The organism is Burkholderia sp. MSMB1835 (assembly GCF_001526365.1).
GTDB lineage: Bacteria > Pseudomonadota > Gammaproteobacteria > Burkholderiales > Burkholderiaceae > Burkholderia.
The window spans coordinates 29,972-55,431 of sequence record NZ_LOYP01000044.1 but is presented as its reverse complement, the minus strand read 5'-3'; the positions used below and the strand labels follow the sequence as shown (position 1 = coordinate 55,431).

Genomic DNA, 25,460 nt, shown 5'->3' with positions numbered 1-25,460 from the left:
GCGACGTTCGCGCGCGACGAAGCGGCGGGCATGCCCGCTGCGGCCGGTATGGTAGTTGGAACCGGTTCCGTTCCACAGCGGAATAATGACAACAGTTTCTTGCCAAAATTGAGATAGTCGGATGCACGGCCGGACGCGCGGTCATCGCGCCTGTACAGCACGGGCGACGCGCACGATAATCGGCTGCGCGCCTTCCATCGGGAGCTTCTTCATGCATGACACGACCCTGCTGATCTTCGCCGCCGTCGCGTTCGTCGGCATCGCGACACCCGGCCCGACCGTGCTGCTCGCGCTGACCAACGGCTCGCGCTACGGCGTGCGCCGCGCGGCCTACGGTTTCGCGGGCGCGATGCTGTCGGACTGCGTGCTGATCGTCGCGGTCGCGCTCGGCCTCGGCGCGCTGCTGATGGCGTCGGCGTTCTGGTTCTCGGTCGTGAAATGGCTCGGCGCCGCCTACCTCGCCTATGTCGGCATCCGGCTGCTGATGTCGAAGGGATCGCTCGACGTGGCGGCCGCGCAAGGCGGCACGGCCACCGGACACCACGCGTCGATCTTCGCGAAAAGCTTCCTGACCGCGGTGACGAACCCGAAGGGCTATCTGTTCTTCTCCGCGTTCCTGCCGCAGTTCCTCGATCCGCAGGCGCCGCTCGCGCCGCAATACGTCGCGCTCGCGGTCACGTTCGCGCTGCTCGACGGCGTCGTGATGTTCGGCTACGCGCTGCTCGGCGCACGCGCGGTGCGGCTGCTGAAGCGCTCGGGCGCGCTGTGGCTCGAACGTACGTGCGGCGCGATGCTGCTCGCGCTCGCCGGGTCGCTCGCGCTGTACCGACGCCATGCCGCGTAGGCGCCCGGTTCGATGAAAATCGCCGCACCGCCCCGCAGCGGATTCCCCGGCCTGTCGCTTCGGCAACTCGAACGCGCGGACCTCGGCGCGTGGTACGCGTATCTGTCGAATCCCGACGTCGTCCGCCACACGAGCTGGAACCTGCGCTCGCCCGACGATCTGCTGCCGCTGTTCGACGGCATCGAATCGGCCGATCCGGATTCGGTCCGGCGTCTCGCGATCGTCGACACGGCGTCGGGCGCGCTCGCCGGGACGATCGGGCTGCATACGGTGTCCACCGCGAACCGCTCGGCGGAAATCGCGTACGACCTCGCGCCGACGCACTGGGGGCGCGGCATCGCGAGCGCGGTATGCGAAGCCGTCACCGCGTGGGCGTTCGCGCACGGCGGCTTCATCCGCATGCAGGCCGTCGTGCTGACCGGCAACGCCGGCTCCGCGCGCGTGCTGCAGAAGTGCGGCTACCGCTACGAAGGGCTGCTGCGCGCCTACAAGATGGTGCGCGGCACGCCGGGCGATTTCGCGATGTACGCACGGCTCGCCACCGACTGACGCGCCGCCCGCGGCCTCGCGCGCCGACGCCGTGACGCCGTGACGCCGTGACGCCGTGACGCCGTGACGCCGTGACGCCGTGACGCCGTGACGCCGTGACGCGATTGGACGACCCGCGCCGAATTGCGCGACAATCGCCGCTCCCCCCATCGACGCCCCGCCATGAAAATCGCCGCGCTGTCCGACATCCACGGCAATCTCGCCGCGCTCGACGCGGTGCTCGACGACGTCCGCCGCCGCGGCGCCGACGTGATCGTCAATCTCGGCGACATCGTGTCGGGCGCGCTCCATCCGGCCGAGACGGCCGACCGCCTGATCGCGCTCGGCCTGCCGACCGTCAAGGGCAACCACGAACGGCAGTTGCTCACCCTGGATCGCGACGCGATGCGGTTGTCCGATCGCTGGGCGCACGACACGCTGCGCGCCGACCAGCTCGACTGGATCGCCGCGCTGCCCGAACGCCTGATGCTCGACGGCGACGTGCTGATGGTGCACGGCACGCCGGCCAGCGATCTCGTCTATTTCCTCGAAACGGTCACGCCCGACGGCTGCCGCGCGGCCACGCGCGACGAGATCGCGGAACGCGCGGGCGACGCGGCGGCCTCGCTGATCCTGTGCGGCCACACGCACGTGCCGCGTACCGCGAAGCTCGACGACGGCCGGCTGATCGTCAATCCGGGCAGCGTCGGGCTGCAGGCGTACGCGGACGACCTGCCGCATCCGCACCGGATCGAGACCGGCTCGCCCCATGCGCGTTACGCGATGGTGTCGCGCACGGCGGCCGGCTGGACCGTCGAATTCCATGCGGTCGAATACGACTGGCACACGGCCGCGGCCATCGCGGCTTCGCGCGGCCGCGACGACTGGACCGTCGCGCTGCGCACCGGCCGCTGCTGACGCGCATCCGCAACGCGTACGACGTCGCACACATCGCACGCGTCGGCGCGGGACCGCGACCGAAACCGCGACGCTCGCGCGCCGTGTCGCGTCACCCCGCGTTCCTCAGCGTCAGCCTCGCTTCGAGCCCGCCGCCGTCGGGCCGGTTGTTCAGCGTGAGCGTGCCGCCCATCGCAAGCGCGAGTTGCCGCGCGATCGCGAGGCCGAGCCCCGTGCCGCCCGTATCGCGATTGCGCGAGGTCTCCACGCGCCGGAACGGCTCGAACACCGCGTCGAGCTGATCGTCCGGAATGCCGGGCCCGCGGTCGAGCACCGCGATCACCGCGCCGCCGTCCGGCGCCGCCTGCACGTCGATCTCGGCCGCGCCCGCGAATTTCAGCGCGTTGTCGACCAGGTTGCCGACGATGCGGCGCAGCGCCTTCGGCCGCGTGACGAGCGCGAGCGGCGCGCGGCTGTGCAGCGCGACGTCCTGCCCCGCATCCGTGTAGTCGTACACGATGCTGTCGAGCAGCGCGTCGAGATCGATGCGGCGCGCGGCTTCCTCGGTACCGTGCAGCGTTCGCGCGTACGCGACGCCCTCCTTCACCAGATGCTCCATCTCCAGCAGGTCCTGGCGCAGCTTGGCGCCCTGCGTGTCGTCGTCCATCACGTCGACGCGCAGCCGCATCCGCGTGATCGGTGTCTGCAGATCGTGCGAGATCGACGCGAGGATCTGCATGCGCTCGGCCATGTACTGCGCGATGCGGTCCTGCATCGCGTTGAAGGCCCGCGCGGCGCGCGCGACTTCCGACGGCCCTTCTTCGCTCAGCCGCTCGCCTTTCAGATCGGGGCCGAGCGCGTCGGCGGCCTGCGCGAGCTGCTTGAGCGGCCGCGTCGCGAGCCGCACCGCGAGCCAGCAGCACGCGGCCAGCACCGCGAGCTGCACCACGAGCACGGCCGGCAGCCAGCCCGACAGCGGCACCGTCGACATCGGATGGATGTCGATCGTCAGCGGCGACCCGTCGGTCAGCCGCAGATGGACCTGCAGATGTTCGCGGTCGCCGGGGATCGAATTCGCGGTCAGCGGGTAGTCGCCGCCGATGCCGTCCGAAATCGAGCGCTCGACGCGCGCCGACAGCCGCGCCTCCGGCGGCGTGCCGGTCTGGCCCGGCCCGAGGATGAACGCATAGCTGCGCCGCGCGAGACGCGGCAACCACGCAGCCCGCTCGGCCGGCGGCAGATGGTCGAGCAGCGCGACCGAGCTGGCGACCTCGCGCTCGATGTAGCCCATCATCAGGTTGGTGGTCGCCTGGTCCCGCTCGGTCACGGTGAGCCAGAACGACAGCGTCTGCGCGAGCGCGAGGCCCACGCACAGGATCAGCGCGAGCCGCGCGAACAGCGAGCGCGGCCAGCGCCACGACATGCGCGCGCTCACGGCGTACCGCCGACGGCGGTCACGGCCGACGAGAACACGTAGCCCTCGTTGCGCAGCGTCTTGATGTAGCGCGGTTCGCGCGCGCCGTCGCGCAGGCGCTGGCGCAGCCGGCTCACGAGCAGGTCGATCGAGCGGTCGAACGGATCGGACTGGCGCCCTTGCGTGAGGTTGAGCAACTGGTCGCGCGTCAGCACGCGCTGCGGATTGTCGAGAAACACGCGCAGCAGCCGGTATTCGGCGCCGCTCAGCGCGACCAGCGTGCCGTCGGCGTCGAGCAGGTGGCGCCCGGTCGTGTCGAGCTGCCATTCGCCGAACGCGAGCAGCGCGGCCGTTTCCGTCACCTGCATGCCGGGCGGCAGCATGCGCGCGCGGCGCAGCACCGAGCGGATCCGCGCGAGCAGCTCGCGCACCGCGAACGGCTTGGCCAGGTAATCGTCGGCGCCCATCTCGAGGCCGATAATGCGGTCGGTTTCCTCGCCGCGTGCGGTCAGCATCAGCACCGGCACCGTGCGGAACTTGCCGGCGCGCAGGTCGCGGCACAGCGTCAGGCCGTCCTCGCCGGGCAGCATCAGGTCGAGCACGATCAGGTCGGGCGCGCCGTCGTCCAGCACGTTGCGCATCTCGCGGCCGTTCGCGGCCAGCGACACGCGCATGCCGTTCTTCTCCAGGTAGTCCGCGATCAGTTCGCGGATCGCGCGATCGTCGTCGACGATCAGCACGTGGTCGATCTTGTCCATGAGTCGTTGTCGGTATCGGTGTCGGGGTTCGTTCGGGCGGGCGATGTCCGCTTTTATACCGCACGGCGGCCACGCGTTTGTATCCCAATGTATCGCGCCGCCGCGACGACACACAACATTGCACACGCGCGGCCGGCCGGACACATCGCAGATACGTCGGCGCCGCCTAATGGGGCCTGTCGAAACCCGTCCCGGCCGCCGCCATCGCGCCGCGGCCCCCAAAGATCAGGAGAACGCCATGCTGCCCCGACTCAAGACCGCCGCCCTCGTCATCGCCCTCGCCGCCACGGCCGGGCTCGCCGCCTTCGCCGGCACCCGCGACGACGCGGGCATGCAGGCGTCGCCGGCCGGCGCGACGGCGCCCGGTTTCACCGGCATCGACCGCTGGCACAACAGCCCGCCGCTGACGCTCGACCAGTTGCGCGGCAAGGTCGTGCTCGTCGATTTCTGGACGTATTCGTGCATCAACTGCATTCATACGATCCCGTACGTGAACGACTGGTATCGGAAGTATCGCGACCAGGGGCTCGTCGTGGTCGGCGTGCATACGCCCGAATATCCGTTCGAGCGCGACGCGAAGAACGTCGCCGATGCGATCAGGCGCTTCGACATCCGGTATCCGGTCGCGCAGGACAACCGCTACGACACGTGGCGCGCGTACGGCAACCAGTACTGGCCCGCGCTGTACCTGATCGATGCGAACGGCAAGATCGTCTATACGCGTTATGGCGAAGGCGGGTACGACAAGACGGAGGCTGCGATTCGGGGGGCGTTGGCGCAGGCGGGAGAAGGTCGAGCACGACAGCAATAGATGGTATGCAGCCGCAGGGAAACTGATTCGGAAACATCAAACACACGCACGTGGGATGCATGACTCGCAGCGTGTGTGTTTCCTCATCACAATCACCGCTTTAAACGTGCGTGGTTCAAGGAACCCTATCAATATCGAGATGCGCTATCGCACGAAGCAACTACGATGACGGCTTTCCGAGAGGGCCGATCAATGAAAAGAAGAATTGCAGTCGTGGGCGATAGTCTTTCAAGCGGTGGGACGGTTAACGCATACGACGGTCCGCCGTTTCTTGTACACGGGCATCAAGCCGCCCTGATCGGGGGTAACGCGTTCTGTACCGTGTGCCAAAACGTCGGCACCATTGCAAAAGCCGGCGGCCCGTACCGGATCATGTTTCGGGGAGAGGTCGCGCTGGATAACGACCTCCGCAACGCTAAACAGGTCCATCTTTGGAAAACCAAATGATGCGACGCTTACTCGCCGCAATCGCTTTCGCTATCTCGGGCTTTATCAGCGTCGTTGTATGGGCGACGATAGACGCGCGCATATGCGCCAGTTTTGCACGATTTTGTGCCCCTCGCCCTGGCGAATGCGGTGGTGGTGTTGACGCATGCGCCCCTACCTTTCATTCGACTCTGTTGCTGTTTATCCATGTGTTCGGACCACCCGCCATCTTTGCAGCATTGGGTTTCGGCCTGTTCGCTCGCCGCCGTCGCCCGGAAGTCATCTTCGGATATTTTGCAATCGCCGTCTCAATACATTGGCTTTTGACATTCCTGAGCGTACGCATACTGCATATCTGATGTCGGCGACGGCCGCCCAGTTATTCGTTCTTGTAGTCGGCCTCCGCCAGCATCGCCTCCCCGATCGCGAGATTGCCGTTCGCGACCAGCGCTTCGCCCGCGCCGCGAATATCGGCCACGGGCTTGTTCTGCCCGAGCTTGCGCTTGCCGATGAGCTGCGTGATCCTGATCTGCAGCCCGACGATCGATTGCAGCATCTCGTCCATGAAGTCCTGCGGCGCGTCGCCCATTTTCCACGGCACCGGCTGCGACGCTTCGTGCGTCCGCGTCAGCCGCGCGACCACGCCGCGCACGAACTTCTCGTCGTCGCGCGCCGTGATGCGGCCGTGCGCATGCACGACCCGGTAGTTCCACGTCGGCACCTCCCGGTGCGTCGCCTGCTTGCTCGGATACCAGCCCGGCGAGATGTATGCGTCGCCGGCACGGAAGATCGCGAGCACCTCGTCGCCGTCCGCGACGTCCTGCCAGATCGGATTCGCACGCGCGACGTGTGCGTGCAGTTCGCCGAGCCCGCCGTCGTCGTCGGGCATCAGCACGAACGGAATATGGATCGCGTCGAGCCCGTTCCTGCCGTGCGTGATCAGGCTGCCGAACGGATGCTGCACGATCAGCTCGCGCAGCGCGTCGGGGTTGGGTTCGTTGTAATCGGCTGGGATGTACATGTCGGCTCCACGGTCGTACGGGGTGGGAAATGGCGCGGGGGCTGGCCCGTCATGGTTCGATTGTGGCTGCAAACTGGTTTATCCTGTAGAGCCGGTTTGAAACAATTTCAGCAGACCAGAATCATGGCAAGAACGGCCCGGATCGTCGAAATCCCGTCGCTCGGCGCGCTCGACCGCGCAGCCGGCGACCTGAGCCGCCAGCTCGCGCAGGCGCTGCGCGACGCCGTGCGCCGCGGCGACGTCCGGCCCGGCGACGCGCTGCCTTCCACGCGGCTGCTGGCCGCGTCGCTGCAGGTGGCGCGCGGCACCGTCGTCGACGCGTATGCGCAGCTCGTCGCCGAAGGCTTTCTCGAATCGCGCGGCGGCGCGGGCACGCGGGTCGCGAACGCGCTCGCGGAGCCTGCGCCCGACACCGAGCCCGAGCCGCCTGCCCGGCGTCGGCGCCCGGAGCGCGACGGCCTGCCCGAGCCTGCCGCCGCCTTCGCGCGGCTCGCCCACGAATTCAGTCCGCTGCCGGCCATGCCGTTCGCGATCTCGGTGCCGCTCGGCCTCACCGCGCCCGACGACATCTGGCGCCGGCTCGGCAATCGCCTGCGCGCCCGCGGCGCCGGCGCGCCGTCCGGCTATGCCGATCCGCAAGGCGCGCTGCCGCTGCGCGAGGCGATCGCCGACTACGTGCGCCGGTCGCGCTCGGTGCGCTGCGATGCCGGCCAGGTCGTGATCACGAGCGGCACGCAGCAGGGGCTGCATCTCGCGAGCCAGGTGCTGCTCGGCGAGAACGATCGTGCGTGGGTCGAGAATCCGGCCTATCGCGGCATCACCGCGCTGCTCGAAAGCACCGGGCGGCGCGACGCGATGGTGCGCGTGCCGGTCGACGCCGACGGCCTCGACGTCGACGCCGGCGTGCGTCTCGCGCCCGATGCGCGCGCCGCGTTCGTCACGCCGTCGCACCAGTACCCGCTCGGCATGCCGCTGAGCATGGCGCGGCGCAATGCGCTGCTCGCGTGGGCGGGCGCGCACCGCGCATGGATCGTCGAAGACGACTACGACAGCGAATTGCGCTACGAAGGCTATCCGTTTCCGTCGCTGCAGGGCCTCGCGCCCGACCGCGTGATCTATCTCGGCACCTTCAGCAAGATCCTGTTTCCGTCGCTGCGGCTCGGCTACGTGATCGCACCCGACGATCTCGTGCCCGCGTTCTGCGGCGCGCGCGCGCTGATGGACCGCCACGCGCCGACCGCCGACCAGCACGTGCTCGCCGCGTTCATCGCCGAAGGCCATCTCGATCGCCACATCCGCCGCGTGCGCGGCGTCTATGCGGAACAGCGCGCGCTGCTGATCGACACGCTCGGCGCGCGGCTGCCGCGCGAGCGCGCGTGGGTACAGCCGGGCGACCAGGGGATGCACGTCGTGCTGTGGCTCGCGGCGGGCATCGACGATCTCGACGTGGTCGCGCGCGCCGCCCGGGCCGGCGTCGCGGTGCGTGCGGTGTCGCCGATGTTCGCGCCGGGCACGGCGCGCCCCGGGCTCGTGCTCGGCTTCGGCGGATTCGGCCGCGCGCAGATGGAAGCGGCCGCGCAGCGGCTCGCGGACGTGGTTTCGTCGGTGGAATCGCGGCCCCGCGCGCGATAAAAGGTTGGCGCCGGGCAACAAACGTAATCGTCTGTAAATCCTGCAAGCAAACGGCCGTTTCGGCGGCCGGCGCGCGGGTTCCGTTTGCTAGGATCGCGCGTCTTCGTTCCGCGCCCCTGCCGCCTTGAATCGCTTCGTGCCGTATCTCCGAGACGCGTGGCTCCGTTGCCGCGCCCGTGTCGCGCCGCTCGCCGCCGCGTGCCGCACGCGCGTGCGCGCACTGTGTGCCGGCGCGCTGCATCGCCTGCGCCATCCGACCCGGCGCGGCGTGGCGCTGACGCTCGCCGCGCTCCCCGTGCTGGGCCTGCTGGTCCTGCTCGCGTTCGTTCCGTTCACGCCGAGCATCGGCGACATCCGCAAGGCGCGCATCGACCGCCCCGCGCGCGTGCTGTCGGCCGACGGCCAGCTGATCGCCGAATTCCGGTCCGTGAACCGCGAATGGGTGCCGCTCAAGCAGATCTCGCCGCACATGGTCGACGCGCTGATCGCGACCGAGGATCACCGCTTCTACACGCATCACGGCATCGACTGGCGCCGCACGCTCGCGGCCGGGCTGCATACGTTCTCGGGCAGCCGCCAGGGCGGCTCGACGATCACGCAGCAGCTCGCACGCAACCTGTACCCCGACGAAGTCGGCCGCGCACCGACGCTCACGCGCAAGATGAAGGAGCTGATCACCGCGTTCAAGATCGAATCGGTGTACAGCAAGGACGAGATTCTCGAAACCTACCTGAATACCGTACCGTTCCTGTACAACGCATACGGCGTCGAAATGGCCGCGCGCACCTACTTCGGCAAGTCGGCGGACCAGCTCGACATCGCGGAAAGCGCGACGCTCGTCGGGATGTTGAAGGGCAACAGTTACTACAATCCGGTGCTGAATCCGGAGCGCGCGGTCCAGCGGCGCAACATCGTACTCGGCCGGATGGCGCGGATGGGCATGCTGTCGCCGCGGCAACTCGCGAAACTGCAGCGCCAGCCGCTGCGCGTCGACTTCGAGCCGCAGACGGCGCAGCCGGGCCTCGCGCCGCATTTTGCGGTGCAACTGCGCAAGTGGCTGATCGCGTGGGCCGACCGCAACGACCACGATCTCTACTCGGACGGCCTCGTCGTGCGCACGACGCTCGATGCGCGACTGCAGGACATGGCCACGCAGGCGCTGACGCGGCAGACCGAACGGCTGCAGGCGATCGCCGACGGCGCGTGGCGCGGGCCGTCCGGCTGCGGGCCGCGCAACGATCTGTTCCGCGGCTTCATGCGCCAGACGCCCGAGTATCGGCAGGCACGCGACACCGGGCTCGCCGACGAGATTGCGCTGAAGCAGCTCGGCGCGAATCGCGCATTCATGCGGGCGCTGTGCGAGCGCAAGACGCAGGTACAGGCCGGCTTCGTCGCGATCGATCCGCGCAACGGCGCGATCCGCGCATGGGTCGGCAGCCCCGATTTCGGCAGCGCGCCGTTCGATCACGTCGCGCAGGCGCGGCGCCAGCCGGGTTCGACCTTCAAGCCGTTCGTCTATGGCGCCGCGTTCGCGGACGGGATGCGGCCGGGCGATACGTTCGTCGACCGTCCCGTCGCGATCCCGATCGACGCGCACTCGGTGTGGCGTCCGACCGATGCGGAGCCGCCGACCGGCGAGCCGATGACGCTGCGCGACGGGCTGGCGCTGTCGCGCAACCGCATCACCGCGCAGGTCATGCAGCACGAAGGCGCCGCGAAGGTCGCGCAGCTCGCGCGTGCGATGGGCGTGCGCGACAGCCCGCTCGACGCGGTGCCGTCGCTCGCGCTCGGCACGAGCCCCGTCACGCTGAAGGAAATGGTGTCCGCGTACGGCACGATCGCGAACCGCGGCGTGTACGTCGCACCGCAGATGATCACGCGCATCGAGGATCGCGACGGCAAGGTGCTCGCCGCGTTCGGCAGCGCGCCGCCCGAGCGTGCGTTACCGGTGGCCGCGGCGCAGACGCTCGTCGACGCGATGCGCGGCGTCGTCGATTACGGCACCGGGGCCGACATCCGCTCGCGCTACGGAATTCGGATCGACGTCGCGGGCAAGACCGGCACGACTCAGGACAACACGGACGGCTGGTTCATCCTGATGCATCCGCAACTGGTGGCTGGCGCGTGGGTCGGCTTCGACGACGGCAGCGTGACGCTGCGCAGCGACTACTGGGGCGCGGGCGCGCACAGCGCGCTGCCGATCGTCGGATCGTTCTACGATGCGGCGCTGCGCGCGCATGCGATCGATCCGCACGTGCAGTTCTCGCCGGACTTCCGGCCGCGCAGCGCACCGGCGCCGAAACGGCGCGCGCAGCATTCGGGTTTGTTCGACTGGCTGAGATTCTTCCGCTGACGTGCCGGCGACGCGCCGGGCTACCGGGGCGTCGTCGTCGCGTGTCCGTCCGCGTACAGCCACACGGGCACGCCGTCGTCGCGCAGTGCCGCGACCGGTTCGTCCATGCTCCAGCGCTGCGCGATCTCGACACGGCGAACGAACCACGGCATCGACGTCGCATGCGCGGCATCGTCGTCGAACAGCGTGTCGTCGCCGAGCCGCGTGTAATGCGCCGGATGGAGCACGGTGCCGTCCGCGCGCAATACCGTCGCGCGCACGTCGTTGCCGTCGTCATCCTGCACGCAGGCCAGCCAGCCGTGATCGGCGCCCCAGAACAGCCCGGCCACGTCGTCGTAGCGTCCCTGCGCGATCGTCGCGCCCGTCTCGAGATCGCAGATCGCCAGTCGCACCGGCTCGCCCGGCAGGACGCCGATCGCGTAACGCGTGAACAGCTCGCCCGGCACCGCTTCGTCGTCGGGCAACCACGACAGCGCACCCATGTCGACGAAGTCGAACGGCGTCAGCACGCGGCCCTGCCCGTCGACGATCGCGCAACGCCCGTCGTCGCGCCGCACGATATGGCGGATCGCACCGAGTTCGTCGAACATTTCCGCGCGGTCGCCGTCGGTCAGCGGGGCCACTTCCGCGTAACACGGTTCGACGATCACCCGGCCTTTCGCATCGACGAGACCGACGTGACCGTTGCGCCGCGCGACGAACGCGCCGCACTCGGACGACCACTCGAGCGCAGCCCACTCGGGCTGCGCGCGCCATTGCCCGTCGCGCCCGATCAGCCCCCACTGCTCCCCTTCGGCCACCGCCGCGACGGCGCCGTTCACGAATTCGTGCGCGTCGTCGAAACGCGGCGGAATCACCCACGCGCCATGCGTGTCGACGAAGCCCCAGCGGCCGTCCAGACTCGCGGACGCAACGCCGCCGGTGAAGTCGCCGAAATCGTCGAGCGTCGGTTCGATCGCCCACGCACCATCCGTGCGCACGAGCCCGAACCGCTCGCCCACGCGCACGCAGGCGACGTCGCCGCTGAAATCCCACACCGCGTCGAACGCCGGTTCGCGCACGATCCGCGCCCCGTCGCCGTCGGCCAGCAACAGCCCGACCTTGCCGTCGCGCGCGGCCCACAGCAACCGGTCGTCACGCGCGCCGCTCGCCCACAGGTTCGCCCATTCGGGCGGCACGATCACGCGCCATGCATCGTCGGTTTCGCGCCGTACGCCCCACTGCCCGTTGCGCGAGCGAAAGCTGAACGTGCCGTCGCCAAGATAGTCGCCATGCAGTTCGCCGCCGCCGAACAGATCGTCGTAGGTCGCGCTGCGCGGCGGCTCCTGCCGCCAGAAGTAGTAGTGCGACACACCGCCGAACCCGAAACCCCATGCCCAGTCGCGCCAGTCGGCGGGCGTGTCGATCTCGAGCACGTCGCGCACGCCGCGCACGTCGCGGAAGTCCATGCAGTTCGCGACGCGCCACCACAGGCGCGTGCACGCATCGCGCTCTTCGGCGATGTAGTCGTTCGGGTCGCCCCCGTCGAACCACGACAGTTCGTCGAGGTTCGCGGACAGCCGCGGCGCGCCATGCGCGTCGCCGAGCGCATCGATCGATTCGCCCAGATGACGCACGAGCGCATCGAACTGGCGCGCCAGCGCCGGATCGTCGCCCGGCAGCGGATACGCGGTGACGAACGATGCGAGCCGGCTGACGCGCGCATGCGCGGCACGGGCGTCGCTCACGAGGTTAGGCGTGCCGGCGTCGCCGAACACGCGCTGATCGGTAATCGCGTTGCCTGCGCCGCCGTCGGCAAGCAGCACGCGCCACAGCAGCGGGAAGTGGTTATTGGATTCCGCGAACGGGATCGTTCGCGCGTCGTCGCCGTCACCGGCCTGGAGATACAGCCATGCTCGATTGCCCATCGGAAGGAGTCGCCTCGTTGTTGTGTCGCCGTGTGCCGCAACCTGCTGGTCCGCTCGCCATCAGCGCGCGGCCACCGCCCTCACGGCGCCGACGGCGAATCGCCGCTGCGCGCGACCCGATACAGTTCGATGCCGTCGACCTGGAAGCCTTGCGTCATCAGCAGCAGGACGCCGGTGGTCGAACGCTTCGTCGTGAAGCCGTTGCCGGTGACGGACGTGACCTGATACGGCGTACCGATCGGCATCCTGACGAGCTGGCCGCCCGGCACCTCGAGCACGCACGCGTCGGCAGGCGGTTTCTCCGGTCCGTCCATATCGAGTTCGGCCTCGTGCGCCGGAGCCGTATCGACGCTCCAGCGGCCGCCATCGCGCGCACGCAGCACGATGTCGCTCCCCACCTTCTCGACCCGCATGGTCGCAGGCTTGCCGGCGGCCGGCGCGTAATCGCCGAGCAGCCCATCGCAGGCACTGCCGGCTCGCGCGGACAGCGAAACGAACAACATCAGACAGAAAACGGGAATGCGCACGGCGGAGCCTCTCAGGTTCGAATTGCTGTTGGAATGCCGGCGCGGGCGCGCACGGCGGCGGCATCGCGATCGGATGCCGCCGGACGCCAATATAGCGAACGCAAGCGGCGTATGCCAGCCTGAAAGGGGGCCTACTGCGGCCACGCGGCGCGCAGCGACGACGCTACGGATGCGAGACATCGGGCCCGACCGACTCATGCGCTCCCTGGCCCACCTGAACGAAGCGGGCCTGGCACGCATCACCGCCCGCTTCGTCGTCGATCGACGCCGAACGCCGCATGACGTCGGGCACAACCGAAATCGCGAACCCGCTGCCCCGCTATGCCGGGTTGCGCGATGCCGGCGGCCCGCTCAGCGCGCCGCAAGCGTTGCAGCCAGTGCATCGAACGCCGGCGCCCATGCGGCACGCCACGCGGCCTTCGTTGCATCGTCGACCCACGCGCCGTCGATCCCGTTCAGCATGAACTGCTTCAAGTCGGCCACGGTGAAGCCGAAATGACTGAACATCAGTTCCCACGCCTCGCTCGGATTGACCTTGTGCAACGTCGGATCGTCCGTGTTCGGATGAATCTTCAACCCGAGGCCCGGCATCTTGCGCATCGGATGCAGTTCGGCCCATTGCTCCGGCGGCAACGTGCGCAGATAGTACGAATTCGTCGGCACGACGGTAAACACGATCCCGCGCTCCGCGTAGCGCGCGCACAGCTCGGGGTTGTCGACGATCGTATAGCCGTGATCGACACGGTCGACCTGCAGCAGATCGACGGCCGTCTCGACGTTACGCCACGGCATCCCGAACTCGCCCGCATGCGCGGTCGTGCGAAAACCGGCCGCGCGTGCATGGCGGTACGCCTTCCAGAACAGCTCGGGCGGCCGGTCGTTCTCGCGATAGTCGATGCCGAGCCCCGCGACTTCGTCCGCGCGATTCGCCTTCATCCACTCGACGATCGCAACCGCTTCGTCCGGGTCCTGCTCGCGATCGATGCTCGGGATCAGGCGCGCGCCGATCCGAAAATCGCGCGCGGCATCGCGGATCGCGGTCACGATCGCGGCCTGTGCGTCCGCATACGCGATGCCCGACACGCGCACCGTTCCCGTCGGATTCCAGAAGAACTCCGCGTGCCGCACGTTGTGCGCGGCCGCGTCTTCCAGATATTCGTATGCGATTCGCCGCAGATCGTCGGGTTGCGTCAGCAGATACCGGTCGAGCGCGCGCAGCACGTGCAGCACGCCGACCGGCTTCTCGCCGCGCGCGTAGAACGCATCGATCTCCGCACGCTCGATCGGCGCGCCGCTGCGTTCGGCCAGCGCGACGAACGTGTCGTGCCGCACCGCGCCGAGCAGGTGGCAATGCAGCTCGACCTTCGGCAGCGCGTGGAAGAAGGCCCGATGGGCCGGCGTGATCTCGATGCCCGTGCGCGCGGCCGGGACGTTGCCTGGTGTTCCCTTCATGTCAGTCTCTTTTTCGGTAGTGCGATGCGTCGCGCAAGCCGTCTCTCAGTGCGGCTTCACGACGGTCCAGAAGTAATAGCCGAGCGGAATCGCGAGCACGACGAGCCCCCACGACACGTCGCGCCAGCGGCCGGCCAGCAGCTTGACGAGCACGTAGCACAGCAGCCCGCCGGCAATGCCGGTGCCGAAGCTGTTCGACATCAGCGTGAGCAGCACCATCGACATCACGGGCAGCGCATCGGTGAAGTCGTCGAAATGCGTATGGCGGATCGTCGCGAACATCGACAGCCCGATCAGGATCAGCGCCGGCGCGGTCGCCTCCTTCGGGATCGCGAGCGCGACCGGCACGAACAGCAACATCGCGGCGAACAGCACGGCCGCGGCCAGCGACGACAGCCCGCTGCGGCCGCCGGCTTCCACGCCTGCAGCCGATTCGATCAGCGCGGTCAGCGCCGGAATGCCGAACACGGGCCCGAGCGTCGCGGCGAGCGAATCGACGAGGAACGGCCGGTTGATGTTCGGCAGGTTGCCCTGTTCGTCGAGCAGGTTCGCCTTCGCGCCGACCGCCAGCGCGGTGCCGAGCGTCGAGAAGAATTCCGCCGCGAAGAACGCGAACAGGTACGGCGCGGCGGCCACGCTCAACGCACTGCCGATATCGAGCTTGAACGCGATCGGCGCGATGCTGTGCGGCAGCGACACGAACGACGCCGGCAGGTGCGTGACGCCGAGCGGTACGCCGGCCGCGGCCGCGACGAGGATCGCGATCAGGATCGCGCCGGGCACCTTGCGCGCCTGCAGCACGATCGCCACCGCGAGGCCGATCAGCGCGACGAGCGCGCCCGGCCGCGAGAAGTCGCCGAGCGCGAACGCGTTGGTCTTCGCGTTCGCGACGACCATCCCCGCATTGCGCAGCCCGAGCATCGTGACGAACAGTCCGATCGACGCGCCGAGGCCGAGCTTGATCTGCACCGGAATCAGCCGCACCACGACGCCGCGCGCGCCGAGGATCGTCAGCAGGAAGAACAGCACGCCCGACACGCACGCGATGCCGAGGCCCGTCTGCCAGCCGACGTGCTCGGTCGTCGCGAGCGTCACGCCGATGATCACCGAGCCGCCGATGCCGGGGCCGACGAGGAACGGCAGGTTCGCGTACAGCCCCATCAGCGTGGTGAACAGCACGAACACGACGATCGTCGCGGTCGTCGCCGCGCCGCGCTCCATCCCGCCCGTCGCAAGCAGCGACGGGATCACGACGAGCAGGTACGCGGCCGCGAGAAACGACGTGACGCCCGCGATCGTCTCGGTGCGCACGCTCGTGCCGCGCGCGGCGAGCGCGAAGCGGCGTTCGAGCCAGTTGGCCGGCGCACGTGCCGGCATCGTGTCAGTCGCTGACATGGTGGTTCTCCCGTGATTCCGAATATTGTCCCGTGTCGGTTCGTGCAGCGCGGCCTTATACTGCCGCGTACCGCATCCCGACCGTTATTGCCCGATGTCCGACCGCTCGTCGCTGCTCCCCGCGCTCACGCTGCGGCAGGTCCAGCACTTCGTCGTCCTTGCGCATGCCCGCAGCTTCACTCGAGCCGCGCAGGCGCTGTCGCTCACGCAGCCGGCGCTCACCGCGTCGATCCGCCAGATCGAGTTCCTGCTCGGCGGCCGCCTGTTCGCACGCACCGCGCACCGGCTCACGCTGACCACGGCCGGCGAAGCCGTGCTGCCGCTCGCCGAACGCCTGCTCAACCAGGCACGCGGCACCTTCGACGACATGACGCGGCTCATCGGCGAACGCATCCAGACCGTGCGCATCGCGTTCATTCCGTCGGCCGCGGGCCGCCTGCTGCCCGCGCTCAACGCATTGCGCGGCACGCACCCGACGCTGCGCTTCACGCTCACCGATTTGCCGAACAGCGCGCTCGTCGAAGCGGTGCGCGACGGCGTCGCGGATCTCGGCATCGGCGTGCGTGAACCGGACGGCGACGACGGCACGTTGCGCTACCGGCAACTGTTCGAGGACGAGATCGTGATCGTCGTGCGGCACGACGATCCGCTCGCCCGCGCGAAGAGCGTCACGTGGGCGAAGCTCGTCGATCGCGAACTCGCGGTGTTCGTGCGCGGCAGCGTCAGCGAATCGCTGCATCGCACCGGCGGCGCCGGGAAGCTGCGCCTGAACGTCGCGTACCGGATGGAATACACCGAGCCGCTCTACGCGCTCGCGCGCAACGGCCTCGCCACCGCCGTGCTGCCGAGCCTCTACACGATGCATCTGCACGATCCCGAACTCGTCGCACTACGCGTCGACAAGCCGCGCGTCACGCGTGCGATCTCGCTGATCTCGCTCGCCGCCGACGATCGCGGCCCGCACGTGCGCGCGTGCCGCGAGTGGATCGCGAAGCACATCTGATGCCGCGTTCGCCGCGCTTGCCGCCCGTGTTCAGGGCAGCTTCGCGATGCGCTCGACGAGCGTCGCGTAGAAGCGGTCCGCGTCGACCTCGTTGATCCACGTCGCGTTCGCCGCGCGGCTGCTGCGCCCGTTCCAGTCGACGATCGTCTCGCCGAGCGTCCACTGCCCGGTCGTCTCGACCACCACGTTCACCTTGCGTCCGCCGAACAGCGTCGGATCGACGAGATAACCGACGGCCGTCGGGTCGTACATCGGCGCGTCGTCGATCCCGCGCCGCTTCTTGTTGTACGCGAGCTCCGCCTCCATGATGTCCGCGACGATCGCGCCGCAGCGGTTGCCGAGCGCGCGCAACGGCGCGACGCGCGCCGGCGTGATCGGCGCCTTCACCGCGACGTCGCGCGGCAGCACGACGATCGGCACGCCGCTGCCGAACACGACGTCGGCCGCCTGCGGATCGACGTAGATGTTGAACTCGGCGGCCGGCGTGATGTTGCCGCGCTCGAAGAACGCGCCGCCCATCAGCACGATGTCGCGCAGCGCGGCGCGAATCTGCGGCGCCTCGACCAGCGCGGTCGCGATGTTCGTCAGCGGGCCGAGCGCGCACAGCGTCACGCTGTTCGGCGCCGCACGGCCGAGCGTATCGACGAGGTACGACACCGCGTGGCCGGCGGCGAGCGGCGCGCGCGGCGCGTGCAGTTCGACGCCTTCGAGCCCCGTCTTGCCATGCACGTTCGCGGCGGTCACGAGCTCGCGCACGAGCGGGCGCGGGCAGCCTGCATACACCGGCAGCGTCGTCGTGCGGCCGGCCCAGTCGCGGACGATCCGCGCATTGCGTTCGGTCAGGTCGAGCGGTACGTTGCCCGCCACGGCCGTCAGCGCGCGCACGTCGAGCCGATCCTGCGCGCCGAGCGCGAACAGGATCGCGATGGCGTCGTCCTGCCCCGGATCGGTATCGATGATCACCGTGCGCCGCGCGGCAGCGTCGCCGGCCGCGAATGCGCCCGTTTCGGGCAACAGCGCGGTGCCGGCCAGCGCGGCGGACAGTTTCAGGAAGGTGCGGCGGGATGGGATCGGATGGCTCATGGTCGGGTACTCAGAAGACGTGCCGGACGCCGAGCGTCGCCATCATCTGGCGCGTGCCGGTCGAACGCGCATACGCGAAGATCTGCGCATGATCGGCGTCGCCGGCCGCCTGCTGCGCGATCACCGTCAGCGCGACGTCGGTGCGTTTGGACAGGAAGTAATCGGCCTGCAGGTTCACCTGATGCCATTTCGGACGCTTGTCGATCACGTCGTACTTGCCGTTCGTGAACGCATACGCGGCGCCCAGAAAGAGCTGCGGCGTCATCGTGTAGACGACGTTCACGCCGAGGTTCTGCAGGTGCAGGTGCGAATTGTCGAGGTAATCGTAGCGCACGTCGGTGAACATCGCGGCGAACTGCGCGCGGCCGATCGTGTAGAAGCCGCCCGTGCCCGCGATCCGCTGCCGGCTCGCATACGCGGCGGGCGTCATCGCGCTCTTGCTGAAGATCAGCAGCGGCGACGCGTAGTCGTTCGCGATCGCGCCGTCCTGGTTCGTCGCGCTGTAAGGATGGTTGTACTGCGCATAGACCGCGCTCCAGCGCAGCGGGCCACGTTCATAGCCCAGCCCGAAGCTGTACGCGCTGTTGTTCGCGAAACCGGTCGCATTGCTGAAGCCGTACAGCGCGGTGAACTTCAGCCCGTAGTAGACGGGGCTCACGTACTTCACCGAGTGCTGCACGCGAATGTCGTTGTAGCCGTTGTCGTTGTCGCCGATGTTCACGCCGTTGCTCGCGATGATCACGGGCCCGATGTAGTCGTGGATCGCGTCGTACTGGCGACCGAAGGTCAGCGAGCCGTAAGTGCGGTCGGCCAGGCCGACGTACGCCATGCGCCCGAACTCGCGGCCGTTCTGCGCGGCCGTGCCCGTCATCACGTTGAAGCCGTTCTCGAGCTGGAAGACCGCGGACAGCCCTTGCCCGAGATCCTCCTTGCCCTTCAGCCCCCAGCGCGGGTTCTGGTTCGTGCCGGACAGCGCCTGCCACGCGTTCTTGCCGCCCTGGTTCGTCGCGAACCCGACACCGGCCGAGATGAGACCGTACAGCGTGATGCTGCTTTGCGCACAGGCATGGGTCGCGAAGGCGCCGAGCATCGCGAGCGGAGCGAGCTTGTAGAGAGTTTTCATGCGGGTCGTGTGGTCGGTGGTGGTCCAGGCGCGGCAGGGTTCCGCGAAACTGGCCTCGACTATACGAACCCGGATCGGATAATAAAAGTTTGCTTTCTTTATATCTCGATAAAACGGATTTATTCTCATCCTCGCGCGCCCGCGTTCGGCGCGCCGGCGCTCAGTCTGCCGTGTCGCCGCCCTTCGGCAGCTTCGACCATGCGCCGCGCCCCGGCATCGGCGACCACGCCGGGCGGGTCTTGCGGGCGCTGTCGATCACGACCAGATAGCGGCCCGCGATCGGCGTGATGTCGCGATCGCGACGCAGCACCCACAGCGACTTGCCGGCCTCGACACGCGCCTGGTAATCGTCGTCGAGCAGGCCGTGCCGGTCGAGGAACGTGTTCAGCGACGCGGGAATCCGCACGCAACCCTTCGAGTGCCGGATGCCGAGCAGCGCCTCGAGCCGGTCGGGATCGGTCGCATGCATCTGGAAGCGCATCGGCGACACGCCGCCCTTGCCCCAGCCGCGCTCGCCGTCCACCCAGCCGAAGTCGTAGATGCGCATGTCGCGGCGGCCGTAGCCGCGAATGCCGTTCTCGTTCGTCGTCCCTTCCGCGCGGAAATCCATCGTGTCCGGCGAGTGATGGAACACGCCGAGCGGCGTCAGGAAATGGTCGTACTGGCCCGGCAAGCCGGTGCCGACCGGCGATGCGCCGATCATCAGCCATGCATTGGCCGGCGTCGCGCGGAAATAGATGAACAGCGCCTGCACGTTCGGCGCGCGGTCGACCATCGCGACGTATTCGCCGGCGAGATCGCCGAGATCCGCATCGGCGAGCGCTTTCTGGAGCCGCTCGCCATACGCGCGCTGCTCGCTCGCCGGCACGGTCAGGCGTCGCGTGACTTCCTGCGTGAAACGCTTGCGCATGTCGAGCGCGCGCGTCGTCGCGTTCTGCGCTTCCTCGGCCGACAGCGGCGGATGCCGGCGCGGCGGAGTGGGCGGAGGCGGCTCGGCCTCGCTGGCAGGCGTGCCGGAGGCAGCCGATGCAGGCGCGGTGGCCGACGCAGCGGAAGCAGCCGACGCACCCGATGCCGCGCTCGCGGGTTCCGCGTGATTCACGTGATTCGCTTGTGACGCGGCGGATGTCGGCGCGGCGGCCGATGCGCCCGACGCTGCCTGCGCGGACGAAGCGGGATGCGTGGGAGAGGCCGCCGATGCAGGCGACGCACCGGATGACGATTGCACGGCCGACGACGGCGCGTCGGGCGCGGCAAAGGCAGGCTGTTCGGCGAGAACGGAAATCGACACCGCCGCAGCGAGCCACACATATGCGGCGACTGCGCGGTGACGGCAACGCCACTTCGCAAATTGCCGCGCCAGGTGGGCAAGAATCATACGTTCGAAGCCATCGGCCGATCCGGCCGCCGCAGCGTGCTGTTGCGAACGGCGCATCTTCCGCGCAAGCCATCGACACGTCCGGCGCATCGCGTGCGCCCGGCGCCGACGCCTCTTCGCGGCGGAGCCGTTCGCTGATGCAACGCGGGCGCTCCGATGGCGGCTAATGAGTCGTCAGGCCCTTCATTTTACTCGTCCATACGCGAATCGGCTGCGATGCAAATCGCGATTTCACGGTGTCATTGCGCTTCGTCACGCTTTGTTTCAACTCGTTGCCGCTCGTGTCGTCGGTGCGTGGCAGGCTCGTGTGTTGACGTTTCGCCCGCGGCCGAACGCGTGCGCGCTCGAGCCGGTTCGATTGCGCTTCCCGGTTGATTCGCACGACGAAGCAACTTGTCGACCGGATAGCCCGAACCGGAAACGTTGGACCGCATCGCACGCATGCCGCAACGAACCGTGCGGCACGCGTGCGCACCTGCCCGCTACTTCGAGATGGTTTCGAGCGCGATGCCCTTCGTGCGCGGCCCCATCCATCCGATTGCCGCCATCACGATCACCATCGCGCCCGCGATGAACGCGAACACGCCGAACGTGCCGAAACCGCGCAGCACGGCCGCGATCACGAACGACGAGAAGATCGCCGAGAAGCGGCTCCACGAATAGACGAAGCCGACGGCCCGCGCGCGAATCGACGTCGGGAACAACTCGGCCTGGTACGCGTGGAAGCTGTACGACATGATGTTGCTCGCCAGAGTGAGACCGATGCCGAGCACGATCAGGAAGGCGCCCACCGTCGTCTGGCTGAACAGCAGCCCGCAGACGACGATCGCCGCCGCCATCGCGACGATCACCGACTTGCGCTCGAAGCGGTCGGCGATCACGAGGCCGATCAGCGGGCCGATCGGCGCCGCGAGCGCGATCACGCTCGAATACATCAGGCTCGACGTGATCGTGATGCCCTGCTTGATCAGCAGCGTCGGCACCCAGTTCGCGAACCCGTAGAAGCCGACCGTCTGGAACACGTTGAAGATCGTCATCATGATCGTGCGGCTGCGATACGGCGGCACCCACATGTCGCGGAAGCTGCCGCGCGGCGGGACGGGTTCGGCCGGTGCCGGCGGCGGCAGCGGCCGCCCGTATTCGGCTTCGACCTTCGCCTCGAGCGCGCGCATGATGCGGTCGGCTTCGTCGACCCGGCCTTGCTGCGCGAGCCAGCGCGGGCTTTCCGGCAGTTCGCGGCGAATCCACCACACGAACAGCGCGCCATGCGCGCCGATCAGCACGACCCAGCGCCAGCCGTCGAGGCCGAGCGGCGCGTGCGGCACGAGCAGGTAAGCGAGGAACGCGACCACCGGCACCGCGACGAACCCCACCGCCTGCTCGCACGCGAACGCGCGACCGCGAATCTGCTTCGGCACGAGTTCGGAGATGTACGTGCCGATCGTCACCATCTCGACGCCGAGGCCGAGACCGACGACGAAGCGCCAGAAGTTCAGCCCCGCCGCGGTGTCCTGGAACGCCATCACGATGTTCGCGGCCGTGTACCACAGCAGCGACCACGTGAAGATCGCGCGGCGGCCGAAGCGGTCGGCGAGAAAGCCGCACGCGATCGTGCCGATGAAGAGCCCGGAAAATAGCGCGGCGATGAAGCTCGCGACGCCGGTGGTGCCGAACAGGCCGTGCGTGGTCGCGGAAAGGATGCCGCCTTTCACGAGGCCCGGCGCGATGTAGCCGCTGTACAGCAGGTCGTAGAGTTCGAAGAAGAAGCCGAGGCTCAGCAGCACGACGAGCTTCCAGACGCTGCGCGTCGGCGGCAGGCGGTCGAGGCGGGCCGAGATGGAGCCGGGGTCGATGGAGGGGGATTGGGCAGGTGCCTGGGAAAGGCTGTCCGTTGAGGCCATCTTGGGCGCGTCTCCTGATCGTGTCGTGTCGTGCGTCGCCGTCCGGCGGACCGCCGAACCGCCGCCGGGCGAATCGCTGCATTGTACCGGCACGCCCGTTTGACGCATGGGCAAGCCAGCAGGCCGGAGGCCTTGCAGGCACCGAAGCAATCCGATGCCCCATTTTCCCGTCAAATAATGTGTAACTTCCGTAACCGTGTGTCGGGGACGAAAGGCGCGTCCGCGTGGCGTTCCGGTGCCATCGGCCGCACGCGCCGGCCCCGCAGGCCGGTAATAATGGGGCTGCCGCGCCGTGTCGCGCGGGCGCGCGCCGCTGAAATCGCCGCGGACGACAAGACGCAATCGGTACAACCACGCGTTCCGCGCCCCGGTAACATGCTAGCGGGCCAACTACCGGCTTCCGGCTGCCTTTCGGCAACCGGCATTGTCGGAAAATCGTAAGCATTCCATGTCCATACAACGACTATCCACGTACGCCCGCCGGATCGCGCTGATCGCGCTGCTGCAGTTCGCGGCCATCGCGACCGCGTCGGCATTCCCGGCCGCCGCTTCCGCTCCCGTCGCGAGCGGCGTCGGCGCATCCGTGCCGGCCATCTCGCTGCCCGACGCCGTCGCCCAGCTCAAACAGATGCAGGCGGAGCTGGACCGCATCAAGCAGCAGACCTCGACCACGTCCAACAGCAAGGAGCTGGACGCGCTCGACGATTCGGCGCAGGAACTGAGCACCGATGTCGCGAAACTGCAGAGCGATCTCACGCCGCAACGCGCGCAGGTCCAGGCGCAACTCGACGTGCTGGGCCCGCCGCCGGCCGACGGCGCCGCACCGGAAACGCCAGCCGTCGCGAAGCAGCGGGCCGCGCTCGACGCGCGCAAGACGCAGATCGATGCCGCGCTGAAGCAGGCCGCCGACCAGAAGGCGAGCCTCGCGAACCTGACCGAGCAGTTCGCGAAGCTGCACCGCAGCCTGCTGAAGAACCAGCTCGCGTTCCGTTCGGGCAGCATCTTCAGCGCGCAGTTCTGGCTGCCGCTGTTCCACCTGGCGCCGGACGATCGCCAGCGGCTCGATGATTTCAACGGCGAACTGTTCGACATGCTGCATTCGTCGTGGGTCCCCGGGCAACGGGCGATCACCACGCTGCTGCTGATCGCCGCATTCGCCGCATGGCTCGGCGGCCGCCGGCTCATCGAGCGCGGGCTCGCATGGATCGCGCTGAACCGTCTGCCGCCCACCCGCTTGCGCCGCAGTGCGCTCGCGCTGTCGACCGCGCTGTCGACCTTCCTCGCGACGGCCATCGCGATTCAGATTTTCTACCTCGCCGTCGCGCGCCACTACGAACTCACGCCGTCGCTGACCGATCTGTGGGACCAGTTCGCGAAACTCGCCGCAACCTGCGCGTTGATCGCCGGGCTCGGCCGCGCCCTGCTCTGCACGAAGCATCCGTCGTGGCGACTGCCTGCGCTCGCCGACCCGGTCGCGCTCGCGATGAAGCCGTTCCCCAGCATCCTGGCCGCGCTGCTGCTGGTGTCGGGCACGCTCGAATCGATCAACCGGATCGTCGATACCAGCCTGTCGGTCACGCTGCTCGGCCGCGGCATCGTATCGCTCGTCGTCGCGCTGACGGTCGGCGCATCGCTGTTGCGCGCGAACCGCGCGCGCAGCGCACTCGCGGCGGCAGGCGAGGCACCCGAGCAACGCTCGACGCTCGCCGGCCTGATCCATGCCGGCGTCACGCTCGCGATCGTCGCTTCATTGATCGCACTCCTGATCGGTTACATCACGGTCGCGCGCTTCATCACGTACGAGCTCGTGTGGTTCGAGATCGTGCTGTGCGCGACCTACATCCTGATTCAGTTGACGCGCGACGCGAGCGAAAGCCTGTTCTCGTCGAGCCTGTCGTCGGGCCAGCAGATCAAGCATCTGTTCGCGCTCGAAGACCGCCACCTCGACCAGGCGCGTACGGTCCTGTCCGGCTTCGGCACGAGCCTGCTGATGCTGATCGCGGCGATCGCGCTGCTGACCGGCGGCTTCGGCACCACGCCGAGCGACCTGCTCGACAGCGCGGTCGCGATGATCGGCAGCCAGCAGCTGCAGAGCCTGAACATCATGCCCGACCGGATCATGAACGCCGTGATCGGCTTCGCGATCGGCTTGTACCTGCTGCGCTCGCTGCGCCGCTGGCTCGACGGCGAGTTCATGCCCGCGCTCGGCATGGATACGGGCATGCGCGTGTCGCTGATCACGCTGTTCACCAACGTCGGCTACGTGTTGCTCGTGCTGATGACGCTCGGGCTGCTCGGCGTCAGGTGGAACAATCTCGCGTGGATCGTCAGCGCGTTGTCGGTAGGGATCGGCTTCGGCCTGCAGGAAATCGTTAAGAACTTCGTGTCGGGGCTGATCCTGCTGACCGAGCGCCCGGTGAAGGTAGGCGACATGGTCAGCATCGCGGGCGTCGAGGGCGATATTCGCCGCATCAACGTGCGCGCGACCGAGATCCAGCTGAGCGACCGCTCGACCGTGATCGTGCCGAACTCGCAACTGATCTCGCAGAACGTGCGCAACGTGACGATGGGCAACAGCACGCAGGGCGTCGCGACGCTGGTGCTGACGTTCCCGCTGAACACCGATCCCGAGCAGGTGCGCGACCTGCTGCTCGATGCGTATCGCGAGCACCAGGCGATTCTCGAGAAGCCGGCGCCGTCGGTGACGTTCAGCCAGCTCACGCCGGACGGGATCACGCTGAGCGTGACGGGTTACGTGTCGAGCCCGCGGATCGCGAGTTCGACGAAAAGCGATCTGCTGTTCGAGATCCTCAAGCAGTTGCGGGCGGCGGGGATTACGTTGTCGAGCCCGCAGATGTTGGTCGTGCAGAACATGCCGGCGGCGGATGGTTCGACGCGGCACGAATCGTAAGTGAGCCATCGAGCGGGTACGCTCGCGATCGATCGGCGCACCGCGCGCCACGCAGTAAACGAAATGGGCCGGTTACCGCTTCCACGGCAACCGGCC

The 25,460-nt window shown here is 68.4% G+C and carries 21 protein-coding genes; 10 read left to right on the top strand and 11 right to left on the bottom strand.

Translation table 11 applies throughout. The annotated features are described in order from the left end of the window. The first annotated feature begins 211 nt into the window (after positions 1-211). From WS96_RS19980 to WS96_RS19970, 3 genes are all read left to right on the top strand, one after another. Positions 212-844, top strand: coding sequence for a LysE family translocator (locus tag WS96_RS19980; protein WP_059834808.1), 633 nt, complete (start codon positions 212-214; stop codon positions 842-844). 12 nt (positions 845-856) lie between these two features. After that, a complete protein-coding gene (locus WS96_RS19975; protein ID WP_059834806.1) occupies positions 857-1,393 on the top strand; it encodes a GNAT family N-acetyltransferase in 537 nt (178 codons plus the stop codon). 162 nt (positions 1,394-1,555) lie between these two features. Next, positions 1,556-2,290, top strand: coding sequence for a metallophosphoesterase family protein (locus WS96_RS19970; RefSeq protein ID WP_059834804.1), 735 nt, complete (start codon positions 1,556-1,558; stop codon positions 2,288-2,290). Positions 2,291-2,381: 91 nt separating this feature from the next. Here WS96_RS19970 and WS96_RS19965 read toward each other — a convergent pair whose 3' ends face one another. After that, positions 2,382-3,704 (bottom strand): ATP-binding protein, encoded by a 1,323-nt coding sequence (locus WS96_RS19965; RefSeq protein ID WP_059823482.1) that lies wholly within the window; start codon positions 3,702-3,704, stop codon positions 2,382-2,384. Then, the gene (locus WS96_RS19960) at positions 3,701-4,441 is read right to left on the bottom strand and encodes a response regulator (protein ID WP_034204138.1); all 741 of its coding nucleotides are present in this window, start codon (positions 4,439-4,441) and stop codon (positions 3,701-3,703) included. The genes WS96_RS19965 and WS96_RS19960 overlap by 4 nt, the downstream gene beginning before the upstream one ends. Before the next feature lie 238 nt (positions 4,442-4,679). On the opposite strand from WS96_RS19960, the gene WS96_RS19955 reads away from it, so the two are divergent. The 3 genes from WS96_RS19955 (at position 4,680) to WS96_RS32680 (ending at position 6,037) form a co-directional block, all read left to right on the top strand. Beyond that, a complete protein-coding gene (locus tag WS96_RS19955; RefSeq protein WP_059834802.1) occupies positions 4,680-5,252 on the top strand; it encodes a thioredoxin family protein in 573 nt (190 codons plus the stop codon). Between the two features lie 192 nt (positions 5,253-5,444). Next, positions 5,445-5,699, top strand: a complete 255-nt coding sequence (locus WS96_RS32685) for a PAAR domain-containing protein (protein WP_156443669.1) — start codon at positions 5,445-5,447, stop codon at positions 5,697-5,699. Then, complete coding sequence (locus tag WS96_RS32680; protein ID WP_257128024.1) at positions 5,696-6,037, top strand: hypothetical protein; 342 nt, start codon at positions 5,696-5,698, stop codon at positions 6,035-6,037. Before WS96_RS32685 ends, WS96_RS32680 begins: the two co-directional genes overlap by 4 nt. 20 nt (positions 6,038-6,057) lie before the next feature. On the opposite strand, the gene WS96_RS19950 is transcribed toward WS96_RS32680, so the two are convergent. Then, complete coding sequence (locus WS96_RS19950; RefSeq protein WP_059834800.1) at positions 6,058-6,699, bottom strand: FMN-binding negative transcriptional regulator; 642 nt, start codon at positions 6,697-6,699, stop codon at positions 6,058-6,060. 123 nt (positions 6,700-6,822) lie between these two features. Here WS96_RS19950 and pdxR point away from each other — a divergent pair, with 123 nt between their 5' ends. Both pdxR and WS96_RS19940 read left to right on the top strand, forming a co-directional pair. After that, on the top strand, positions 6,823-8,331 hold the full coding sequence (pdxR, locus tag WS96_RS19945; RefSeq protein WP_059834798.1) for a MocR-like pyridoxine biosynthesis transcription factor PdxR: 1,509 nt from the start codon (positions 6,823-6,825) through the stop codon (positions 8,329-8,331). A gap of 124 nt (positions 8,332-8,455) precedes the next feature. Next, positions 8,456-10,684: a penicillin-binding protein 1A gene (locus WS96_RS19940; RefSeq protein WP_059834796.1), complete on the top strand. Its 2,229-nt coding sequence runs from the start codon at positions 8,456-8,458 to the stop codon at positions 10,682-10,684. Between the two features lie 20 nt (positions 10,685-10,704). Here the strand turns inward: WS96_RS19940 and WS96_RS19935 are convergent, their stop codons facing one another. The 4 genes from WS96_RS19935 to WS96_RS19920 all read right to left on the bottom strand — a co-directional run bounded on the left by WS96_RS19935 (position 10,705) and on the right by WS96_RS19920 (position 15,965). Then, a complete protein-coding gene (locus WS96_RS19935) occupies positions 10,705-12,591 on the bottom strand; it encodes a WG repeat-containing protein (protein ID WP_059834794.1) in 1,887 nt (628 codons plus the stop codon). An 80-nt stretch (positions 12,592-12,671) separates the two neighbouring features. Next, positions 12,672-13,094: a hypothetical protein gene (locus WS96_RS19930; protein ID WP_059834792.1), complete on the bottom strand. Its 423-nt coding sequence runs from the start codon at positions 13,092-13,094 to the stop codon at positions 12,672-12,674. Between the two features lie 375 nt (positions 13,095-13,469). After that, on the bottom strand, positions 13,470-14,570 hold the full coding sequence (add, locus tag WS96_RS19925; protein ID WP_059834790.1) for an adenosine deaminase: 1,101 nt from the start codon (positions 14,568-14,570) through the stop codon (positions 13,470-13,472). A 45-nt stretch (positions 14,571-14,615) separates the two neighbouring features. Beyond that, the gene (locus WS96_RS19920) at positions 14,616-15,965 is read right to left on the bottom strand and encodes an NCS2 family permease (protein ID WP_059834788.1); all 1,350 of its coding nucleotides are present in this window, start codon (positions 15,963-15,965) and stop codon (positions 14,616-14,618) included. Between the two features lie 94 nt (positions 15,966-16,059). On the opposite strand from WS96_RS19920, the gene WS96_RS19915 reads away from it, so the two are divergent. Beyond that, the gene (locus WS96_RS19915) at positions 16,060-16,968 is read left to right on the top strand and encodes a LysR family transcriptional regulator (protein WP_059834786.1); all 909 of its coding nucleotides are present in this window, start codon (positions 16,060-16,062) and stop codon (positions 16,966-16,968) included. Positions 16,969-16,998: 30 nt separating this feature from the next. Here WS96_RS19915 and WS96_RS19910 read toward each other — a convergent pair whose 3' ends face one another. The 4 genes from WS96_RS19910 to WS96_RS19890 form a co-directional block, all read right to left on the bottom strand. Beyond that, the gene (locus WS96_RS19910; protein WP_059834784.1) at positions 16,999-18,051 is read right to left on the bottom strand and encodes a nucleoside hydrolase; all 1,053 of its coding nucleotides are present in this window, start codon (positions 18,049-18,051) and stop codon (positions 16,999-17,001) included. A 10-nt stretch (positions 18,052-18,061) separates the two neighbouring features. After that, positions 18,062-19,174: a porin gene (locus tag WS96_RS19905; protein WP_006491111.1), complete on the bottom strand. Its 1,113-nt coding sequence runs from the start codon at positions 19,172-19,174 to the stop codon at positions 18,062-18,064. 160 nt (positions 19,175-19,334) lie between these two features. After that, positions 19,335-20,642 (bottom strand): hypothetical protein, encoded by a 1,308-nt coding sequence (locus WS96_RS19900; RefSeq protein WP_082720308.1) that lies wholly within the window; start codon positions 20,640-20,642, stop codon positions 19,335-19,337. Positions 20,643-21,034: 392 nt separating this feature from the next. After that, positions 21,035-22,453, bottom strand: a complete 1,419-nt coding sequence (locus WS96_RS19890) for an MFS transporter (RefSeq protein WP_059834778.1) — start codon at positions 22,451-22,453, stop codon at positions 21,035-21,037. 448 nt (positions 22,454-22,901) lie between these two features. Between WS96_RS19890 and WS96_RS19885 the strand changes: the two genes are divergently transcribed. Next, complete coding sequence (locus WS96_RS19885; protein WP_059834776.1) at positions 22,902-25,364, top strand: DUF3772 domain-containing protein; 2,463 nt, start codon at positions 22,902-22,904, stop codon at positions 25,362-25,364. Positions 25,365-25,460 lie beyond the last annotated feature (96 nt).

Bases quoted from the DNA above. Each gene is read 5' to 3' on its own strand.
- WS96_RS19975 (WP_059834806.1), top strand. From the start codon at position 857: ATGAAAATCGCCGCACCGCCCCGCAGCGGATTCCCCGGCCTGTCGCTT.
- WS96_RS19970 (WP_059834804.1), top strand. From the start codon at position 1,556: ATGAAAATCGCCGCGCTGTCCGACATCCACGGCAATCTCGCCGCGCTC.
- WS96_RS19980 (WP_059834808.1), top strand. From the start codon at position 212: ATGCATGACACGACCCTGCTGATCTTCGCCGCCGTCGCGTTCGTCGGC.
- WS96_RS19915 (WP_059834786.1), top strand. From the start codon at position 16,060: ATGTCCGACCGCTCGTCGCTGCTCCCCGCGCTCACGCTGCGGCAGGTC.
- add (WP_059834790.1), bottom strand. From the start codon at position 14,570: ATGAAGGGAACACCAGGCAACGTCCCGGCCGCGCGCACGGGCATCGAG.
- WS96_RS19960 (WP_034204138.1), bottom strand. From the start codon at position 4,441: ATGGACAAGATCGACCACGTGCTGATCGTCGACGACGATCGCGCGATC.
- WS96_RS19910 (WP_059834784.1), bottom strand. From the start codon at position 18,051: ATGAGCCATCCGATCCCATCCCGCCGCACCTTCCTGAAACTGTCCGCC.
- WS96_RS19935 (WP_059834794.1), bottom strand. From the start codon at position 12,591: ATGGGCAATCGAGCATGGCTGTATCTCCAGGCCGGTGACGGCGACGAC.
- pdxR (WP_059834798.1), top strand. From the start codon at position 6,823: ATGGCAAGAACGGCCCGGATCGTCGAAATCCCGTCGCTCGGCGCGCTC.
- WS96_RS32680 (WP_257128024.1), top strand. From the start codon at position 5,696: ATGATGCGACGCTTACTCGCCGCAATCGCTTTCGCTATCTCGGGCTTT.
- WS96_RS19905 (WP_006491111.1), bottom strand. From the start codon at position 19,174: ATGAAAACTCTCTACAAGCTCGCTCCGCTCGCGATGCTCGGCGCCTTC.
- WS96_RS19955 (WP_059834802.1), top strand. From the start codon at position 4,680: ATGCTGCCCCGACTCAAGACCGCCGCCCTCGTCATCGCCCTCGCCGCC.
- WS96_RS19900 (WP_082720308.1), bottom strand. From the start codon at position 20,642: ATGCGCCGGACGTGTCGATGGCTTGCGCGGAAGATGCGCCGTTCGCAA.
- WS96_RS32685 (WP_156443669.1), top strand. From the start codon at position 5,445: ATGAAAAGAAGAATTGCAGTCGTGGGCGATAGTCTTTCAAGCGGTGGG.
- WS96_RS19890 (WP_059834778.1), bottom strand. From the start codon at position 22,453: ATGGCCTCAACGGACAGCCTTTCCCAGGCACCTGCCCAATCCCCCTCC.
- WS96_RS19930 (WP_059834792.1), bottom strand. From the start codon at position 13,094: ATGTTGTTCGTTTCGCTGTCCGCGCGAGCCGGCAGTGCCTGCGATGGG.
- WS96_RS19920 (WP_059834788.1), bottom strand. From the start codon at position 15,965: ATGTCAGCGACTGACACGATGCCGGCACGTGCGCCGGCCAACTGGCTC.
- WS96_RS19950 (WP_059834800.1), bottom strand. From the start codon at position 6,699: ATGTACATCCCAGCCGATTACAACGAACCCAACCCCGACGCGCTGCGC.
- WS96_RS19885 (WP_059834776.1), top strand. From the start codon at position 22,902: ATGTCCATACAACGACTATCCACGTACGCCCGCCGGATCGCGCTGATC.